A 17,053-nucleotide genomic window follows, 5' to 3' on the forward strand; every position below is an offset into this window, starting at 1 on the left:
TCGTTTCCAAATGTATCGCCACGATATGGAAATCTTATTACACCTGATAAGGATCATCGATAGCGCACCGCAGATTAATTACTTAATAAACTGTAAACTCCATACCAGTCTTAACACTGCAAGCTCAGAACTCCTATTAACCCACCCAAATGTAAACAAATAGTAAAATCACCTTTACGCGATGCAAAATCGACAAATGAGATTAGCGTTCCTTTCTCGCGGCCAAGCGTGCAATAATCAACTGTCTACATAACGAAACCATTTGAAGGATCAAAATGACCGCAACGGATTATCTCAACGACCTCAATCAACGTTACCTTGCGATTCACCGCACCAAAGAAGATTTCTTTTGGGAAACTTACATGGGGATCAGCGATGACCATGATGGCTCGACGCAAGCACAAACGGCATGGACAAGCTTTTTAAGCAACGCCGAGCAAATTACTGCCATCAAACAACAGCTTGAAGCCGCGGACTCAATTACCGACCCACAAGAGAAACAACAAACCATTACGGGTCTATCTGGTTGGCTGGCGATGTTTGAATCTCACGCTATCGAGGGCGAAAAAGCACAAGCGTTGAAAAATCAGCTCATTGCCTTTGAAGCTGAGTTCTTCGAGAAAAAACAGAACCACGTACAAACATTTACCGATGAGAACGGCGAGCAAGTAGAAGGTTCACTTCCAGTATTAAGCTCAACCATTCGCACCAGCAATCATGAAGAAGTTCGCCAATCGGCTCATCAAGCGTTGCTGAACCTTGAACAATGGCTACTGCAAAACGGCTTTATTGAACTGATCAAACTGCGCAACCAGTTCGCTCGCTCACTGGGTTATGCGACTTTCTTTGATTACTCCGTGCAAAAAACGGAAAAGATGAGCACTGAGCAGCTATTCGAGATTTTGGAAGATTTCGAACAACGCACGCGAGATGCGCACCTAAACAGCTTAGAAAACTTGGCGAAAGAGAAAGGCGCAAGCGCACTAGCAGGCTACAACTTTGTTTACTCATTCGCGGGTAACGTTATGCGTGACCTTGACCCATACGTGCCGTTCTCAAAATCTCTGAGACGCTGGGTAGAATCATTTGGTCGCCTAAATATTGATTACTCTGGCGCGACGCTAACGCTGGATTTACTAGATCGCAAAGGTAAGTACCCGAACGGGTTCTGCCACGGCCCTATCCCTTCTTTCTATAATCAAGGCGAATGGGTCGCAGCGCAGGTGAACTTCACCAGTAATGCCAAACCAGACCAAGTGGGCAGTGGCTACGATGGCATTAACACGCTGTTCCACGAAGGCGGCCACGCAGCACACTTTGCGAACGTAAAAATGAACGCGCCTTGTTTCTCGCAGGAGTTTTCGCCGACGTCAATGGCTTATGCAGAAACTCAGTCGATGTTCTGTGATAGCCTGTTAACCGATGCCGATTGGCTAAAACAGTACGCACTGGATGATGAAGGGAATTCTGTTCCTGATGAGATCATTCAAGCGATGATCAACAGTCGTCAGCCATTCAAAGCTTATGAAGAACGTAGCATCTTGGTTGTGCCGTACTTTGAACGCGCGTTATATCAACTGAGCGATGACGAGTTAATGCCAGAACGCATCACTAAGCTGGCTCGCGATTGTGAAAAACAGATCCTTGGTTTGGAATGCAGCCCTCGCCCACTGATGGCGATTCCACATTTGCTATCCGACGAAGCGGCGTGTGCGTATCAAGGTTATCTACTCGCGCACATGGCGGTGTATCAGACCCGTGCATACTTCCTTGAGAAGTTTGGTTACCTGACGGATAACCCAGAAATTGGCCCACTGCTGGCAAAACACTACTGGCACGCAGGCAATCACTTGTCGCACAACGAAACCATTGTCAGCCTGACTGGCGAAGGCTTCAATGCCAAATACCTTGCAGACGTGTGTAACCTGTCGCCAGAACAGGCATGGGAAGTGCAGCAGAAGAAAATCGACTCACTTGCGACGCGAGAGCGAGTACCAGTCGCTTCACTGAACGCCGCGATTAAAGTCGTCGACGGCAGTAAAGAGCTGGCAAGCAACACCATCTCTGACGAACAAATGTGTGACGATTTTGAACATTACATCGTAGAGACTTACGGTCGATAACACGCAGAAAGCCAGGAGCTCGCCTTCTGGCTTTTTATTCTTTAGCTAATGCAATAGGAAGGAAGAACCATGTACCAAGAAGTCATCAAATTTTGGTTCGAGGAGCTATCGCCCCAAAATTGGTTTGAAAACAACCCAGAACTGGACAAGCGTATTACATCGCGATTTGCCTCGGTATTAGAACAAGCGGCTCGTTGTGAACTGTTTAATTGGCGTGACAGCACACAAGGACGATTGGCCGAAATCATCGTCCTCGACCAGTTTTCACGTAATGTGTATCGCAACACCCCAAAAGCGTTTGCACAAGACCAACTCGCATTAGCATTGGCTCAAGAGGCAATTCGGTTAGGTCACGACAAAGAATTAGCGCCTGAGCAGCTAAGTTTTTTGTACATGCCGTTTATGCACAGCGAATCTCGCCTCATTCATGTCGAAGCTGAAAAATTGTTCCGCGCATCAGGGCTTGAAAATAACTACGATTTTGAGCTAAAACACAAAGCCATCATCGACCAGTTTGGGCGCTATCCTCATCGCAATGCGATACTGGGAAGAAAGAGCACTCCCGAAGAGTTAGCGTTTTTGCAACAACCTGGGTCAAGTTTCTAAATAACAATGAATAATGAGTTAACCATGAGAGACCACGCAGTATGTTGGCCATGCTTGCTAAAACTAGACGGCGACGATGAGCTGATCTACACGCATTCCCAGTCCGACTTAGACTCTGAATGCGAAGCCCTCATTTTTGGGCAAGATGATTACGTTATCGACTCAAATGGCAACACGTTTGAATTGAAAAACAATGGTTCGAACACCACTCTTTTACATCGAAAAGAACGAACGCTTTCCGTAGAAGAGGTTACGTCATTAATCCAATCGCATGAATTCAGCCTCGCGCAACGGTGCATTATCAAGATTCATTTCACCTCGGTGAGGCAAGCTGTTGAGGCCTTAGCTCACTAACTCAATCCCAACATGCAAATCATTAAATAAAATTATCATTTTTATAATTTATGATAATTTTATGTAATCAACATCACACCATATACTCTCCCACATCGAAACAAGACAACGTTCAAACACACATGTTGGGAGCAAACAAATGAAAATGAATCATGTCGGTATTATGGTCGGAGATATGGACAAAGCGGTTGAGTTTTACACGCAAGCGCTAGGTCTAAAAGTCGTTATGGGCAACACGAAAGTGATTGAAGAACGCGAAACGGCAATTGGCAGAATGTGTATTGCGGTCTTTGGGGAAGGCTTTAAAGGCTTCAACATTGCGCACCTTGTGACAAGTGATGGCATCGGCCTTGAGTTATTCGAAATGAAAGAGCGTCAAGAGCGCCATGAAGTGGATTTTTCTCGCATCGGTATCTTCCATTTCTGTTTGCAGACAGACGATTTTGAAGGTGCTATCAAACGCACCGAAGCACTAGGTGGCAAAGTTCGCATGGACATCATGCGTTACCACCCAGAAGACGATAATAAGCCTGCGAAAATGGTTTACCTAGAAGACCCATTCGGCAACCTATTCGAGCTTTACTCACACACTTACGAAGAAACTTACGCTTCTGATTACGAGTAATAGCCCCATCCATATTCCAAAAGGCTAGCAATACGCTAGCCTTTTTTGTTTGCTTTGAGTTGCAGTGTTTCTGCACTCGCTCTAGCAAAAAAACATCTGGAATTTGATCATTTCTCTCACCACTTTTAAGGTCACTTTATACTTACCTCAACACAATGCAAAAAGGAGTGAAGTATGCCCACCAAAAATCCAATCGCCATCAAAGCGCTTGATCATGTTGTTTTAAGGACCTGTAACCTCGATGCTATGTTGCATTTCTATCGAGACATTTTGGGCTGCCCTGTCGAACGCGAAGTAACGGAACTTGGTTTAACTCAACTTAGGGCAGGTAACGCATTGATTGATGTTGTGACGGTAGACAGCGAATTAGGCCAACTCGGCGGTAAGCCACCAGTTCAAAATGGTCGTAACATTGACCATTTTTGCCTGCAATTGGCGCCTTTTTCCGAGGATGAATTACTGGAATATCTGCGTTCGAACGGCATTGAAACCGAAGAGTTTGCGAAACGCTACGGAGCACAAGGATTCGGTCGCTCACTCTATATTCATGATCCGGAAGGAAATGTCGTCGAGTTAAAACCTCAAGTGATTGATGAGTAAGCGAGTAAAAAACCTTGTTATATTCTGAAAGTAACAAGGTTAACTTCTAAAATAATTATTGAAGTAAGAACATATTATTAAGTCAAAATTCTAGCTGGCTCACCTGTTTCTTTTTCTCGCCACCATTGTTTATTTATCTGTTTTTTATGAACGTAAAAACTCTCCCCCGGCATTGGCGTCAGCAGCGTTATATGTTCTTTTTGACAATGGGCAAGCAAATCTAAAATCGGTTCGTCCCAGCGGTGAGTAAACAGCTCGTATGTAGCCCAATGTACTGGCAGCAGTTTTTTCGCATTTAAATCGCGAAACGCTTGCACGGTATGATGAGCCTGCATGTGCCCCCAGTTTTCGACCGGATAACCTTGGCCTTTCACATCGGCAGCCACTTCCAAACAGGCAATGTCGATTGGTCCACATCGCTGTGCGATCTCGGAAAAGTGCGAATCGTAAGCTGAATCGCCACTAAAATAGAGCGTCTCTTCTTTGCCTTTGATGACCCAAGAAGCCCACAGGGTCGCGTTTTTATCGAAATAAGTACGACCCGAATTATGGTTAGCAGGCGTACAAATCAGTTCGATTCCAGCATAGTGTACGCTATCCCACCAATCGAATTCCACGATGTTGTCTGCACAAACGCCCCACTTTATCAGATGCTTGCCAACCCCTAAGGGTACATAAAACGTCACGGGTTTATCGGCGTAGAAACGTATGGTCGATGCTTCTAAATGGTCGTAATGATCGTGCGAAATCACGATAATTTCAGGAATCGGCAAACAATCTCTGGCATGGGTATTGGGAATATTGCGTTCAAACCACGCTTTTGCGATGAACGGAGAAGCGTAATCAAATACCGGATCAGTCAGAATTCGAATGCCATCGACCTCCACCAGCATGGTGGAATGGCCCAGCCAAGTAAGGCGCATCGATTCACTTCGCTGCGCAAACTGCGTAGGTTGAATTGGGGAATGTGGCAGATGTTCGTTAGGGCTCAACGGCGTTCTACCACCAAGATAACTCCAACACACCTGCCAGAATGATTGCGGACTAGGGACATTTGGCATCTCGTTTTTAACGCGGCCGTTTTCAAATTGAGGCGAGTGGTGAACACGGTGCGCCAACTGCGCATGGTAGGTTTGAGGCGGAATCAGTGAACTTGGCTTTTGTGTCTTTTGTTCACTCGTTAGGTATGTGCGCTTAAGTATCGTCTCAGACATATCGTTATTTTGTCTCGCTTGTGAACGCTCAACAGTAGGTTTATTAAAACGTGCGTGTATGTCTATTTCGTGACCAAAATGAGGTGTAAGATGAAGATTCAGTTTCAATCAAACGTCTTCTATTTAAGGATACGGTTCTCAAACCTTCTGAATACTGCGTCGGTTTGAAAGGAGAAAACTATGGTGACTTGCAGCCAATACGATTTTATTGAAATCGCCTGTATGTTTAAGCTCCCTATCGAGATCACACTAAAAAATGGTGAAACTCATCAGGGCAACGCGTTCGACACAGGCTACGACATGCAGCGACAAGAGTGCTTGTTTTTAGATATGGATGGTGAGCACACCGCCTTCCCGACTGAACAATTAGTCGCAATGCGCGCGCTCAAAGCCAATCCGCATTTTGACGAAGTGACGTTTGAGTAAACGTCCTTCTTTCACTGACGCCGTCCAATAAAAAACGCCTCTCAAGCTGTCACAACTTGAGAGGCGTTCTCTTACACGGTTCACCTGAACTTGTTGTTATTCACGCGACCGGATGAAAACCAACATCGGCATCATGATCACGAACATCACTCCCACAAGCTGGAAGGTGTGCACAAACGCGACCATTTGCGATTGCTGCTGCAACATCTGTTGGTATTGGTCTAACGCAACCGGGTCGGTAATAGAAAGCCCCTGATTGGCCGCCCAGTCATGCAAGTTAGGATTATAAGGATTAATACCCTCTCCCAGTGCATGCCATTGCTGCTGACTATCACGATATTGGAACGTGGTGGCGATAGAAATACCAAACGAGCTACCAATGGTACGGAACAGATTGTAAATACTCGCCGCCGCAACAGATTGCTCTTTCGGAATCGTTAAATACGCCAAGGTGGATAGCGTCGAGAAGGTTAAACCAAGCCCCATCCCCTGAATCATACTCGGCATCACAATCCAAAATGTATCGATCTGCAGTGAGTATTGCGTCATCAAATAACTACCAATCCCGATGCAGCTTAAGCCAAAGACTATTTTGATTCTGGGATCGAATTGCGGATTGAGCTTAATCACCAAAATCAACATCGCCGCTGACGCCAACCCACGCGGTGCCATTAATAAACCAGTGGTTGAGACCGGATAATCCAGCAAGCTTTCCAACAGCATTGGTTGTTGAGTCGTCAGACCAAACATCGCCATCGACACCACGGCAATCATCAATGACGAGACCATAAGGTTTCGGTCTTTCAGTAGCCACAATGGCGCTATTGGACTTTTGGTTTTCCAACTGCGATAGATCCACATCACCAATCCCATGACTGCGAGCAATATCGCGGTCTGAATCATACGTGAGTCGAGCCAGTCGTCTTCATTCCCTTTATCCAACACAAACTGCAACGCGCCCACACCTAACGCCATGTAACCGATGATCCACCAGTCAAAGTTAGGTTTGGATTTGTTGTCGATATGGATATAGCGATAAATCAAAGAGGTACAGATCAAACCGAATGGCAAGTTGATGTAAAAAATCCAGCGCCAGTTAATGTTGTCGGTGATCACACCACCTACAACTGGGCCCAAAATAGGACCAAGCAAAATGCCGATGGAGAAAATCGCCATCGCTTTGCCTTTTTGCTCATACGGATAGATCTGCACTAACGTCGACTGCGCCAATGGAATCACCGACGCGCCGAAAGCGCCTTGGATAATGCGAAATAGCACCATCTCTTCAAGAGACTGTGCTTGCCCACAAAGCGCACTGGCAATCACAAAACCGATCACAGCAACCAACATGACTTTGCGTTCACCAAAACGCGACACCCAGAAACTGGTCATCGGAATGAAGATCGCTTCCGCCATGCTGTAACCCGTCAGCACCCAAGTAATTTGGTCTGCCGTTGCGCCCAACGCGCCCATCATGTGCGATAGCGACACGTTCGCAACGGTCATATCGATTAACACCATGATGGCAGAAAGCATCACGGCGACGGTGGCAATCCCCCGTTTGTCTGCCGTAATTTGATGGCTCATTGCACGCTACTTTGCAAATCTATGGTGACTTCTGAGCTCGCACCCACGCGAAGTTGCGGCGCATCGGCAGGTACTTCTAATGCCAAACGTACAGGGAAACGCTGTTTGATTTTAACCCAGTTACCCGTTGCGTTTTCTGGTGGCATCAAGGAGAACGATGTACCACTCGCAGGCGACAGCTGTTCTACCGTTGCTTTCCACACCACGTCTGGGTACATATCAATCACCACATCCGCATGCATACCAGGTTTGATGTGAGTAAGATCGGTTTCTTTAAAGTTCGCGCGTACCCAATAGCTGTCTTTTAAAATCACAGGGAACAACGTTTGACCCACGCTAACGACCGAGCCTACGTGCGTATTGATCTCACCGGCAATGCCATCCACTGGTGACGTAATGTCGGTGTAGCTCAAGTTCAGCTCTGCTTGCGCTAACTGTGCTGCCGCTTGTTGAACAACCGCAGCCTCTGCGCCTTCTTCACCACGGTTCGCAATGGCTTTTTCTACCGTCGCGCGCGCTTGCTCCAGGCTCGCTTGGGCATTGGCGAGTTTGTTTTTTGCCGTATCTAAATCTTGGTCCGACGCCAGTTTGCGTTTCACCAAGGAATCCGTACGTTTGTACTCTACTTGCGCTTCTGTCAGGTTAGAGCGCGCCGCATCTAAGCCCGCAACGGCTTCAGTTACCTGCTTATCGGCAACGTCATGTTGCTGGACCGCCAATTGGTATGCCGCTTTTGCTTGCTTCACTGCCAACAAATATGGGCGTGAATCTATCTTCAGCAGTAGGTCACCTTTGTTAATAGATTGGAAGTCTTTGACATCCACAGAAACCACTTGGCCTTTTACCTGAGGCGCTACCGACAAAATTTTTGCCCTAACGTAGGCATCTTCCGTGCTTGGGTGACTGTCTGAATACTGCCAAGACCAATACATCGCACCAAATGCGATAACACAGAGAGTAAAGAAAAGAGTTTTTACCAGCTTAGATCTGGAGGAAGAATGCTTTGCGATGTCGTCGCTCATTTATATTGTCCACTTGTTCAATTATGTGATCAGTGTAGGACTTTTCGATCTTCCGACAATAAAATGATCTGCAAGGTAAAGATCCAATTTTGCATGTTGCTAAGTGGAGTAAATGATGTGCAATCAAAACGAGGATAAAAAAGAGGGGCAGTCCCCGTAACCACCCCCAAAGTCATGCCAATAATAGTAATGTGCGTGTAACTACTGGTTTTTCTTAGAACTTGTAACCGCCGCTGATCATAAATACCCAAGGGTTAATTTTGACGTCGGTTTTTTGCTTCACTCCACTTGCTTTATAAGTTGCTTCTGTCTCAATGTTTGCGTACCACGCAGCGGCGTTGAGGAACCATTGATCGTTGATCATATAATCCACACCAATATTCGCTGCTAGACCGAATGAATCATCTAATTTCAAATCTGACAGGTCAGCGCCTTTACCCGTACTATTGAAATCTTCATCAAAGAATATGGTGTAGTTCAGACCTGCACCAACGTATGGACGGAACTTACTTTGAGACTCGCCAAAATAGTACTGCACCACTAGCGTTGGTGGTAAATGTTTGGTTTTCGCGATATCACTACCAACCAAATCTGTCGAAATGTCGTGGCTGAATGGTGTTGCTGCTAGAAGCTCTAAACTGATGTTGTCTGTGAACATGTAGCCAAACGTCAAACCAAGCTGCGTATTTGAGTCAACTTCTAACTCTTCTTGAGAACCAAGAATCTTATCACTGCTGTCATTTGGAACGACAGACGCCGCACCAACACGAAGAACGAAGTCACCTTGTTTATGAGCGAAAACACTTGGTGACACGAGTGCAGCAACCACTGCTAGACTGCAGATTGTTTTTTTCATTTTTATTTCCTTTCGTAGGGCTTCGTTATGTCGTACCCAAAGGGGTGCCTACTAACTGATCTGAGATTTCAAGTAAACTCAGCGCCTTGAAGCACACGGGTATCTATATCTTTTTGAGCTGTGCGCAATCTAGCACATAGAAACCCTACTATTTTGATGGAAATCAATTTGTGAAAAATATAGGTTTTTTGTATAGAGAAACGCCATACCGATCAACAAATTATGCAAATCGGATACAATTCTGTAATGCAAACTGTGCGTGTGAGAAGCTATGCATGCTCAAAAACACGAATCCTCTCGCTAAGGTCCGTAGCCAGCAAAAACTTTTTTTCTTCCTCTACGTCTTCTATTTTCAAAAAACAACCCACTTAAAACGCTCGTTTGACCCCTTAAAATCGCGATTTGAGGGGTTTGTAAAACACTGAAATACAAGAAGTTATTTTTCTGGAAAATCAGTCACTTGGAGTGCTAGTCTGCTCGCAGCTAAGGAGAAGACATGTTAAAAACCGATCTCATTTTTGAACGAGAAAACTTTTCTCATCACGATTTTCAGAATGCTGCCTTTAAAAACTGCCACTTTTATATGTGCTGTTTCGACCATGCCGATCTGCGCGATGCTAAGTTCATCGACTGTCGCTTTATCGAATCCAAAGCGCTAGAAGGGTGTAGTTTTCGCTTCGCGAACTTAAAAGACGCTAGCTTTACGAACTGCATGTTGGCGATGAGCCTGTTTAACGGCGCAAATTGTATGGGCTTGGAGCTGCGTAAGTGCGATCTCAAAGGGGCAAACTTCCAAGGTGCGAACTTTGCTAATCGCGTCAGCAATACCATGTTTTTCTGTTCTGCTTTTATTACTGGCTGCAACCTCACCTACTGTAACTTCGAACGAGTGTTACTAGAAAAATGTGACCTCTTTGAAAACCGTTGGAACGGTGCGAACCTCGCAGGGGCAACTCTCAAAGGCTCGGATTTATCTCGCTGCGAATTCTCGCCAGAACAATGGGGAACCTTTAACGTTGAGCAGTGTGATCTGACTCATGTCGAACTAGACGGGCTAGATGTTCGCCGCGTTTCTCTGTTTGGTGTTAAAATTTGTGATTGGCAACAAGAGCAATTGCTTGCGCCTTTTGGACTGATCATTCTCTAAGGAAAGGCCATGAATCTTTTTAAAGACTTACCGAATAACCTCGACGAGGAAGTGTTCGAAGACCTGCTGACCCACAAAAACCTGCGTATAGAACGCATTGTCTCAACGGGGCAAACCTCGCCCAAAAGTGGCTGGTACGATCAAGAAGAACATGAATGGGTCTTGGTTCTTAAAGGAGCAGGTGAGCTGACTTTTGAATCAGGTGTCGTGCAACGACTTGAGGCAGGCGATCACGTTACGATTCCAGCTCATACCAAACACAAAGTGAGCTGGACTGACCCAACGCAAGAAACCATCTGGTTGGCGGTGTTTTATCAATAAACACAAAATGATCTTAAACCCAAAAATAGGCGCTGAGTTTGCTCGATACTACTAAGCCGTCACTGGCACTGTTTGATTTTGATGGCACCATCACCCGAGAGGATATGTTTAGCCTTTTCCTCCACTATTCTGCTTATGGCCTGCGCAAACGAGTAGGAAAGGTCGCTATCATGCCATTTTATGCGCTGTACAAACTCGGAGTGTTACCCGCTCGTGTTATGCGCCCTCTCAGCAGTTTTATTGCATTTTCAGGGAAAGAAACGCAGAAAATTGAAGCGATTGGCACTCAGTTTGCCCATGAAGTGATCCCGCTGTACTTACGGCCAGAAGCGATGGAAAGGCTTGCTTGGCATCAACACCGAGGCGATACCATCGTAGTGGTGTCGGCATCACTCAATGCGTATCTCAAGCCTTGGTGTGAGGCGAACGGTTACCACTTGCTGTGCAGTGAACTGATCTCAGAACAGCCAAAACTGAGTGGCTTTTACCAGCAAGGTGATTGCAGTTTAGAAAGAAAAGTCTCGCGCGTTAGGGCCACGTTTTCGCTCGACGAATTTGCGTCTGTTTATGCCTACGGTGATACACACGAAGACATTCCGATGCTCAAACTGGCAGACTACGCGATGCTCAACTGGAGCGAGTGGAGAGCAAGCGAATAACGATATGTGCTCTGATTTTCAAGACAGCCACTCAACCAAAGTGGTCGTTTTAGACTGAAAAAAACAAACCCTTCTCATGTGAGAAGGGTTTTATTGTTCAGGGCCCAAATAAATGGCTTAACGCCATACACCCCACTGACCCGTTGTGCCTGGTTCCTCACCAGACGTCCACCACTGGGCAGTCCATTCTTTACCGTTGTGCGTCACCACATCACCTTGGTTGTAAACGGCCGTCTTGTCCCACAAGTTGGTTGGTTCAACTGGTGGCGTGACATCCGCTTTGATCAGTGACAACGCATAACTGAAGTCTGCGCTTGGCGCTAATACTTGGTTCGCATTCACGTTCTTATTATCGAACATGTAGTGGTTCATCTCTTGATGCCAAATGCCCACATACCAATCGCCCGTTTGCTGCGCGTTAAATTGATCCGCAATTTCTGCCGCCCAAGTCGCCGTATTGTTTGCACTGATTGGTAGTGAAATATCGACAATTTCATTGCCTGTCGCATTAAACGTACGAAAACGGATGGTGTCACCCGCTTCTATTGGTCCGAAACCTTGCTGAACAAAGTAGCCCAGAGATGTCAGATTATTGCCCGGTTCGGTTGGATCAACAGGGTCAGTCGGTGGCGTCGTGCCCGTTCCGTTTAACGTAATGTCACTACAGTTGTAGAAACCTTCACCGGCAACATCAATACGCTGCCAACGAGTATAAAGCACCGCATCGCCCGAACGATCAGCAGGGAAAGTCACCTGAATACGGTAGCGTTTTTCCGCATCAACATACACATCACCTGCGGTGTCGATCAGCTCTAAATCACTCCAAGTAAGAGGTTTTGAATCATCATAAGTTGGCTTGGTGAGATAGAATTCCCAGTACGATGGGTTGTGCGGCGCTTTGCCGTAAAACACCAATTCAATCTGGTTATTTGCATCTGGCGTAACATTGGTGCGCTGCCAGTTTGGAGAAGGAATGTTCAAGCCTTTCTTAGCTGCATCGCCAGCAGAACATAGCTCACCGTCGCGAACCACGGCTTTCACATGCTCCATATCTCGGTAATTTGGTACGTTTGCTGCAATTTCGCTACGCTGCACAAACGGATACGCGCCAGATTCTTCAAAAGCCGCTTTACACGCTTGGTTAGGGATCTCGTTGGTCCAAAAACCACCGTCTAAATAACACGTATTCTGACGAGCACTTGGAAATTCTACCCAGCCGTGGGCGTTGACGTTAAATGAGCTCAATGCGGCAACAGCGCTTAAGCTCAAAAGAGGAAGTGTTACATGTGATTTCATCGTTCATCCTTAATTTTGCTGACTCGCCGCTCTGAAACACAAGCGGTTTAAGCAAAACTAGCAGGATGGGATTATTTAGAAGGTGAGAATAAATATGGAAATTGTAAGAGTGCCATCTGCTTTCCAGCATTTGTTGTGAACCATTCTCATACTCGACTGACTCTTTCGAGTCACTTCAAATTCATGTGCCACAAAAACTGTCACTCTCGTTTGGCTATCGCTCGTCTTTTGGTGTGTCCATCACCACCATGGTTGTGATCGACTTGACGTGTTCGCACTCACCCAACACATCAGCATGGAACGCTTTATAAGCGGCGAGATTTTGCGTCTCTACGCGTATGAGATATTCGTTAGATCCCGTAATGTTGTGACATTCCACCACCTCGTTTACAAAACGCACATGCTCTTCGAAACCCAGCTGTGCCTGCTTAGAGTGCGAGGCCAAACCAATCGACACATAAGCGACAAAACCCACGCCAAGTTGCTGATTATCCAGTACTGCTCGGTAGCCTTTGATCACGCCTTTACGCTCTAAATCTTGCACTCGGCGTAAGGTTGCAGACGGAGATAAACCAACGCGTTCCGACAGCTCCACATTGGAGATTCTTCCGTCTCGTTTGAGCACTTGCAATATTCTTTCGTCAAATCTATCCATGATGATGTTTCATTGCTTATTTAGTTTCTAATCATCAAATAAAAGCACAATATTGACCTCAGTTCTACTTATAGTTGTTCTCAACTTATCGAGAACTGATTCAAGGAACAATCTATGGAATATCATCAACTGGGCGCTTTGGCGTTGTTCGCTTTTGTCTCCACTTTTACGCCGGGTCCCAATAACATTATGTTGATGACCTCAGGGGCAAATGTCGGCTTTAAACGCACTATCCCACATATGTTGGGCATTACCTTTGGCTTTGGTGCCATGCTAATTTTGGTGGGCATTGGCTTGATGAGCCTGTTCCACGCATATCCAATTACACACTCCATTTTAAAAGTATTGAGCTTGAGTTATTTGCTGTACTTGACGTACAAAATCGCCACCAGCGACAAAACCGAAGCAAAACACGATTTTCGCCCGATGTCTTTTTTAGGGGCTGTTGCATTCCAATGGGTGAACCCAAAAGGTTGGTCGATGGCGTTGACGGCCATTACGGTATACACCAGTGGCGGTTCTTGGCTCGAACTGACTTTTATCGCCGGTATCTTCTGTTTAGCCAACTTGCCATCGGTGACATTTTGGACGGCGGCAGGCATGCAATTGCAGCGTTGGTTGACCACCGATAAACGCGTTAAGGGGTTCAACTACAGCATGGCCGCTCTGTTGCTTTTGTCTACGATTCCAATGATATAAGTCCATTTATGGTTAAAAACGACTCACTTTACGTAATTGGGAAAGGACAGATACTGCATTTTGCTTGAGGCTTTGGCGTTAATTCACAGTGTAAATTTGTTTAAAGACGCTACCTTCTTGTTAGGGAACTTGATAATCTTTAAATGAGAAAGAGAATAATTATCGAGTAAAGTAACAATGAAAAAGAAGCCTCAACCTAAAACGCTTGTTGTCACAGACACAGAAACCATCACTCCAAACATGCAGCGCATTACCTTGCAAGGTGAGGCGCTGAGCCACTTTCCTCGTGACTGCGAAGGCAGTTACATCAAATTACTGTTTAACGATATGGGCGGCGCGGATCTGAGCATCCTGTCAGAAGACGACCGACCAATCATGCGCACCTATACAATTCGACGCTTTCATCCAGAAACCAGTTCAATCGAAGTGGATTTCGTCCGACACGTAACGCAAGATCTGCAATGCGGATTTGCCGCACGTTGGGCAATGGCCGCGCAAAAAGGCGACACGATCAACATCGTGGGGCCGGGTAGCATTTCCAACTTAAATACTGAGGCGGATTGGTTCTTCATGGCTGCCGATATGACGGCACTTCCAGCGCTTTCTGCGAAAATTCGCACGTTGCCAGAAGAGGCCAAAGGCTACGCTGTGATCAGCGTGATGTCTCCAAACGACATCCAACCCCTACACGCGCCAGCAGGCGTGGAGTTGATTTGGTTAACCGAAGGGCAAGCCTTGGCTGATAGCGTTCGCGAACTCGAGTGGTTAGATGGTAACGCTTCGGTATGGTGTGCGTGTGAGTTCGATTCAATGCGCGCGCTGCGCCAATATTTCCGCAACGAAAAAGAAGTCGATCGCGAGAATATCTACATCAGCAGCTATTGGAAAAAAGGCGTGTCTGAAGATGGACACAAAGTGATTAAACGTGAAGACGCGGAATCCAACCAATAGTGATTCATGTCTTTTCGATTCCAGCTCTCATCCTAATAAAAACGCCCGGCATCACCGGGCGTTTTAGCAACTTCAGTTGTATTAAAGTTCATGAAAACTCTAATCCGCTAGTTCCTGCGCTAAAAAGTCGATCAACAACCTCACTTTGGGCGATAAATTTCGGCTTTGTGGATACAGTGCCCAAATGCCTTCACGGTCGTCTCGGTAATCGGTCAGCACCTCGACTAGCTCACCGTTATCTAGAGCTTCTTGAACGTAATAGTCCGGCAACTGCACTAAACCCAAACCACGTTTGGCGGCGCCCATTAGCGCAAAACCACTATTGCATTTAATTCTCCCCGATACGCGCAAAGACTTATCGCGTTTATTTTCCTTAAAATGCCAATAATCGACCGAACCAACTAGGCACTGATGTCGAGCCAGTTCGGATAATGTGTGAGGCTCGCCAAATCGCTCCAAATACATAGGGCTAGCACACACGTAATTTTGACGCGACGAAAGACGCTTTGCGATCATGCTGGAATCTTGCAGGCGGCCAAGACGAATCGCCACGTCTACCCCTTGCTCTATCAAATCCAGTTTTTGATTGGTCAGAACTAAATCGAGATCCACACGCGGGTACTTCTCCAAAAACTGATGCAAGAGCGGTGCGAGGTTCATTTCCCCATAGGTCACAGGCGCTGTCACACGCAGCAAACCTCGCGGTTCGGTTTGCATTTGCGTTACAGCAAGCTCAGCTAGTTCTAGCCCTTCGACCAAGTGTTTGCACTGCTGATAATAAAGCTGTCCAGCTTCAGACAGAGAAACTTTTCGCGTCGTGCGATGCAGTAACTTAACCGCAAGACGCTCTTCAAGTGCCGATACGCGGCGACTGATTTGTGCCACTGACGTTTTCAGTTTAGCCGCGGCAGCTGTAAAGCTGTTAGTTTCCGCTACGGCAACAAACTCGCTGACTCCTTCCCAATTCGCCATGCTGTATTCCTGTCGACCTCTTCTAGACAAATAGTGATTACATTGTTCTCGTCGCGCTACGCTTTGAAAACTGGAAAACTTTACGCGTCAGGTAACGGACGAAGATCGTCGTATTGCGCATCAAGCTCAATGCCAAAATATTCTTTCAACGCATCCAGGTAGGTTTGACCTGGCTCTAGCTCTATTTCTGTTAGCGCTTCATGATTGGTGCATCTGAGTGTGTAGTTAAGCAGCGTCACCAACCCACTTTCTGTCGCTCTAGCAGCGACTCTTGCGCTAGTAAAACGTGAATTAGGCGAAGTCGAGGTAAAGAAGTTGCTACATGCAATGTCACCAGCACACACGAACTCTAGGTCAAAGCTGTATAGATTGTTCCACACGTCTGTTCCATCGGTTGAAAGCACTTGGAGGAAATAACCAAACTGAGCATCTTTGACAAAACGGAAGGTTTGTAAATCCGTCTGAATCACTTGGTCAAGGATAAATGGCAATGGCGCTCGAGGGGTATTGGAGCCAAAACCCACATCGACAATCCATGTTTGTTCCTCTAACGTCACTAACGTGATTTGATGACTACGACCTGTTGGTGTACCAGACACATGTACACGCCCTAGCAAACTTCGCGCTTCAAACCCAAGAGTGTTGAGCACATCAAGCATTAAACCATTTAATTCAAAGCAGTAACCACCGCGAGAGTGGTACACGGTTTTTTGAATAATATCTTCAATCTCAACAGAGACGCCTCGCTGCAATGCGATGTCAAAATTCTCAAACGGCAGGCAACGATGCTGCGCCACGTGAACTCTGTGCAATGACTCCAAATCGGCGGGCAATTCACTAGGCAAGCCTAGCTTGGTTAAATAGGCACTCAGATCCGTCTTATTCATAATCACTCTTACTTAGCTGATGGTTTGACAGTTTTCTACTTTAGCCCCTCTAT

The 17,053-nt window shown here is 46.2% G+C and carries 19 protein-coding genes; 11 read left to right on the forward strand and 8 right to left on the reverse strand.

Annotated elements, in window-relative coordinates; all coding sequences use genetic code 11:
- Window positions 1-275: 275 nt before the first annotated feature.
- From KJB35_RS02390 to KJB35_RS02410, 5 genes are all read left to right on the forward strand, one after another.
- Window positions 276-2,123 (forward strand): M3 family metallopeptidase, encoded by a 1,848-nt coding sequence (locus KJB35_RS02390; RefSeq protein WP_213907504.1) that lies wholly within the window; start codon window positions 276-278, stop codon window positions 2,121-2,123.
- Between the two features lie 69 nt (window positions 2,124-2,192).
- A complete protein-coding gene (locus tag KJB35_RS02395; RefSeq protein WP_213907505.1) occupies window positions 2,193-2,729 on the forward strand; it encodes a DUF924 family protein in 537 nt (178 codons plus the stop codon).
- Window positions 2,730-2,753: 24 nt separating this feature from the next.
- Window positions 2,754-3,083: a DUF4144 domain-containing protein gene (locus KJB35_RS02400; protein ID WP_213907506.1), complete on the forward strand. Its 330-nt coding sequence runs from the start codon at window positions 2,754-2,756 to the stop codon at window positions 3,081-3,083.
- 139 nt (window positions 3,084-3,222) lie between these two features.
- Entirely contained in the window at window positions 3,223-3,708 is a 486-nt protein-coding gene (locus KJB35_RS02405; RefSeq protein ID WP_005374344.1) for a VOC family protein, read from the forward strand.
- Between the two features lie 174 nt (window positions 3,709-3,882).
- Window positions 3,883-4,308: a VOC family protein gene (locus tag KJB35_RS02410; RefSeq protein WP_017821017.1), complete on the forward strand. Its 426-nt coding sequence runs from the start codon at window positions 3,883-3,885 to the stop codon at window positions 4,306-4,308.
- Between the two features lie 77 nt (window positions 4,309-4,385).
- Here KJB35_RS02410 and KJB35_RS02415 read toward each other — a convergent pair whose 3' ends face one another.
- The gene (locus KJB35_RS02415; protein ID WP_158156069.1) at window positions 4,386-5,522 is read right to left on the reverse strand and encodes an MBL fold metallo-hydrolase; all 1,137 of its coding nucleotides are present in this window, start codon (window positions 5,520-5,522) and stop codon (window positions 4,386-4,388) included.
- A 180-nt stretch (window positions 5,523-5,702) separates the two neighbouring features.
- On the opposite strand from KJB35_RS02415, the gene KJB35_RS02420 reads away from it, so the two are divergent.
- On the forward strand, window positions 5,703-5,948 hold the full coding sequence (locus tag KJB35_RS02420) for a Rho-binding antiterminator (protein ID WP_005460845.1): 246 nt from the start codon (window positions 5,703-5,705) through the stop codon (window positions 5,946-5,948).
- A 96-nt stretch (window positions 5,949-6,044) separates the two neighbouring features.
- On the opposite strand, the gene KJB35_RS02425 is transcribed toward KJB35_RS02420, so the two are convergent.
- The 3 genes from KJB35_RS02425 to ompW all read right to left on the reverse strand — a co-directional run bounded on the left by KJB35_RS02425 (window position 6,045) and on the right by ompW (window position 9,413).
- Window positions 6,045-7,535 carry an MDR family MFS transporter gene (locus KJB35_RS02425; RefSeq protein ID WP_005383288.1) on the reverse strand — a complete coding sequence of 497 codons (1,491 nt, stop codon included), beginning with the start codon at window positions 7,533-7,535 and terminating at the stop codon, window positions 6,045-6,047.
- A complete protein-coding gene (locus KJB35_RS02430) occupies window positions 7,532-8,557 on the reverse strand; it encodes an HlyD family secretion protein (RefSeq protein WP_053303998.1) in 1,026 nt (341 codons plus the stop codon). Before KJB35_RS02430 ends, KJB35_RS02425 begins: the two co-directional genes overlap by 4 nt.
- Before the next feature lie 214 nt (window positions 8,558-8,771).
- Window positions 8,772-9,413: an outer membrane protein OmpW gene (gene ompW, locus KJB35_RS02435; RefSeq protein ID WP_213907507.1), complete on the reverse strand. Its 642-nt coding sequence runs from the start codon at window positions 9,411-9,413 to the stop codon at window positions 8,772-8,774.
- A gap of 496 nt (window positions 9,414-9,909) precedes the next feature.
- On the opposite strand from ompW, the gene KJB35_RS02440 reads away from it, so the two are divergent.
- From KJB35_RS02440 to KJB35_RS02450, 3 genes are read left to right on the forward strand one after another with little or no spacing between them, the layout of a single operon-like run.
- Complete coding sequence (locus tag KJB35_RS02440; RefSeq protein ID WP_213907508.1) at window positions 9,910-10,560, forward strand: Qnr family pentapeptide repeat protein; 651 nt, start codon at window positions 9,910-9,912, stop codon at window positions 10,558-10,560.
- A 9-nt stretch (window positions 10,561-10,569) separates the two neighbouring features.
- A complete protein-coding gene (locus KJB35_RS02445) occupies window positions 10,570-10,881 on the forward strand; it encodes a cupin domain-containing protein (RefSeq protein ID WP_025522087.1) in 312 nt (103 codons plus the stop codon).
- Between the two features lie 38 nt (window positions 10,882-10,919).
- Window positions 10,920-11,540, forward strand: a complete 621-nt coding sequence (locus tag KJB35_RS02450) for an HAD-IB family hydrolase (RefSeq protein ID WP_171345008.1) — start codon at window positions 10,920-10,922, stop codon at window positions 11,538-11,540.
- 117 nt (window positions 11,541-11,657) lie between these two features.
- Here KJB35_RS02450 and KJB35_RS02455 read toward each other — a convergent pair whose 3' ends face one another.
- Window positions 11,658-12,836, reverse strand: a complete 1,179-nt coding sequence (locus KJB35_RS02455) for a lytic polysaccharide monooxygenase (protein WP_005374361.1) — start codon at window positions 12,834-12,836, stop codon at window positions 11,658-11,660.
- Window positions 12,837-13,050: 214 nt separating this feature from the next.
- On the reverse strand, window positions 13,051-13,491 hold the full coding sequence (locus KJB35_RS02460) for an Lrp/AsnC family transcriptional regulator (RefSeq protein WP_031780811.1): 441 nt from the start codon (window positions 13,489-13,491) through the stop codon (window positions 13,051-13,053).
- A gap of 114 nt (window positions 13,492-13,605) precedes the next feature.
- Between KJB35_RS02460 and KJB35_RS02465 the strand changes: the two genes are divergently transcribed.
- Window positions 13,606-14,190 carry a LysE family translocator gene (locus KJB35_RS02465; protein ID WP_053303997.1) on the forward strand — a complete coding sequence of 195 codons (585 nt, stop codon included), beginning with the start codon at window positions 13,606-13,608 and terminating at the stop codon, window positions 14,188-14,190.
- Window positions 14,191-14,367: 177 nt separating this feature from the next.
- The gene (locus KJB35_RS02470) at window positions 14,368-15,141 is read left to right on the forward strand and encodes a siderophore-interacting protein (protein ID WP_158173327.1); all 774 of its coding nucleotides are present in this window, start codon (window positions 14,368-14,370) and stop codon (window positions 15,139-15,141) included.
- Window positions 15,142-15,240: 99 nt separating this feature from the next.
- Here KJB35_RS02470 and KJB35_RS02475 read toward each other — a convergent pair whose 3' ends face one another.
- Together KJB35_RS02475 and KJB35_RS02480 are read right to left on the reverse strand one after the other, a co-directional pair.
- Window positions 15,241-16,113, reverse strand: a complete 873-nt coding sequence (locus KJB35_RS02475) for a LysR family transcriptional regulator (RefSeq protein WP_017633836.1) — start codon at window positions 16,111-16,113, stop codon at window positions 15,241-15,243.
- A gap of 80 nt (window positions 16,114-16,193) precedes the next feature.
- Entirely contained in the window at window positions 16,194-17,000 is an 807-nt protein-coding gene (locus KJB35_RS02480; protein ID WP_053308041.1) for an arylamine N-acetyltransferase, read from the reverse strand.
- Between the last annotated feature and the right edge of the window lie 53 nt (window positions 17,001-17,053).

Source organism: Vibrio sp. D431a (assembly GCF_030248655.1).
Lineage (GTDB): Bacteria > Pseudomonadota > Gammaproteobacteria > Enterobacterales > Vibrionaceae > Vibrio > Vibrio alginolyticus.

What these genes read in the sequence shown, in the direction of transcription:
- KJB35_RS02390 (WP_213907504.1), top strand. Translation starts at nt 276, where the DNA reads ATGACCGCAACGGATTATCTCAACGACCTCAATCAACGTTACCTTGCG.
- KJB35_RS02395 (WP_213907505.1), top strand. Translation starts at nt 2,193, where the DNA reads ATGTACCAAGAAGTCATCAAATTTTGGTTCGAGGAGCTATCGCCCCAA.
- KJB35_RS02400 (WP_213907506.1), top strand. Translation starts at nt 2,754, where the DNA reads ATGAGAGACCACGCAGTATGTTGGCCATGCTTGCTAAAACTAGACGGC.
- KJB35_RS02405 (WP_005374344.1), top strand. Translation starts at nt 3,223, where the DNA reads ATGAAAATGAATCATGTCGGTATTATGGTCGGAGATATGGACAAAGCG.
- KJB35_RS02410 (WP_017821017.1), top strand. Translation starts at nt 3,883, where the DNA reads ATGCCCACCAAAAATCCAATCGCCATCAAAGCGCTTGATCATGTTGTT.
- KJB35_RS02415 (WP_158156069.1), bottom strand. Translation starts at nt 5,522, where the DNA reads ATGTCTGAGACGATACTTAAGCGCACATACCTAACGAGTGAACAAAAG.
- KJB35_RS02420 (WP_005460845.1), top strand. Translation starts at nt 5,703, where the DNA reads ATGGTGACTTGCAGCCAATACGATTTTATTGAAATCGCCTGTATGTTT.
- KJB35_RS02425 (WP_005383288.1), bottom strand. Translation starts at nt 7,535, where the DNA reads ATGAGCCATCAAATTACGGCAGACAAACGGGGGATTGCCACCGTCGCC.
- KJB35_RS02430 (WP_053303998.1), bottom strand. Translation starts at nt 8,557, where the DNA reads ATGAGCGACGACATCGCAAAGCATTCTTCCTCCAGATCTAAGCTGGTA.
- ompW (WP_213907507.1), bottom strand. Translation starts at nt 9,413, where the DNA reads ATGAAAAAAACAATCTGCAGTCTAGCAGTGGTTGCTGCACTCGTGTCA.
- KJB35_RS02440 (WP_213907508.1), top strand. Translation starts at nt 9,910, where the DNA reads ATGTTAAAAACCGATCTCATTTTTGAACGAGAAAACTTTTCTCATCAC.
- KJB35_RS02445 (WP_025522087.1), top strand. Translation starts at nt 10,570, where the DNA reads ATGAATCTTTTTAAAGACTTACCGAATAACCTCGACGAGGAAGTGTTC.
- KJB35_RS02455 (WP_005374361.1), bottom strand. Translation starts at nt 12,836, where the DNA reads ATGAAATCACATGTAACACTTCCTCTTTTGAGCTTAAGCGCTGTTGCC.
- KJB35_RS02460 (WP_031780811.1), bottom strand. Translation starts at nt 13,491, where the DNA reads ATGGATAGATTTGACGAAAGAATATTGCAAGTGCTCAAACGAGACGGA.
- KJB35_RS02465 (WP_053303997.1), top strand. Translation starts at nt 13,606, where the DNA reads ATGGAATATCATCAACTGGGCGCTTTGGCGTTGTTCGCTTTTGTCTCC.
- KJB35_RS02470 (WP_158173327.1), top strand. Translation starts at nt 14,368, where the DNA reads ATGAAAAAGAAGCCTCAACCTAAAACGCTTGTTGTCACAGACACAGAA.
- KJB35_RS02475 (WP_017633836.1), bottom strand. Translation starts at nt 16,113, where the DNA reads ATGGCGAATTGGGAAGGAGTCAGCGAGTTTGTTGCCGTAGCGGAAACT.
- KJB35_RS02480 (WP_053308041.1), bottom strand. Translation starts at nt 17,000, where the DNA reads ATGAATAAGACGGATCTGAGTGCCTATTTAACCAAGCTAGGCTTGCCT.